The organism is Solihabitans fulvus, assembly GCF_008386585.1.
Lineage (GTDB): Bacteria > Actinomycetota > Actinomycetes > Mycobacteriales > Pseudonocardiaceae > Solihabitans > Solihabitans fulvus.
On the sequence record NZ_VUOB01000231.1, the window covers coordinates 1 to 350 of the forward strand.

At 53.4% G+C, this 350-nt stretch carries 1 protein-coding gene; it reads right to left on the reverse strand.

Annotation, left to right across the window (positions count from 1 at the left end):
- Positions 1-62: 62 nt before the first annotated feature.
- The coding region (locus tag F0L68_RS45700) for a hypothetical protein (protein WP_223199625.1) at positions 63-350 on the reverse strand (288 nt) is incomplete at its 5' end.

Sequence of the window (350 nt, forward strand, 5' to 3'; positions counted from 1 at the left end):
GCGCCTCAAAGTTGGGGGACAGTGAAAATTCTTATCCTTATTATAGAGTTTTTAAATTCTAATTAGTGGTGCCCGTGGCCATATCTCTGCTCTTCGTGGCCGCTGTGATGTCCTTGACCGCCGTTCACTCCATGACTACCGCCGGAACCGTGGCTGCCGTGGCTGCCGTGTTCGCCGTGGCTTCCGTGGCTTCCGTGACCACCGTGCTCATATCCACCTTGTTGGTGGACGTGTGGGTAGCTGTCGTGGTTCTCGTGGTTACCACCGTGGCCGTATTGTCCTTGTCCGTATCCTCCAGCTGATACGGCGACGATCAAAGCAAGGGCGATAATCACAATCTTGGACATTTT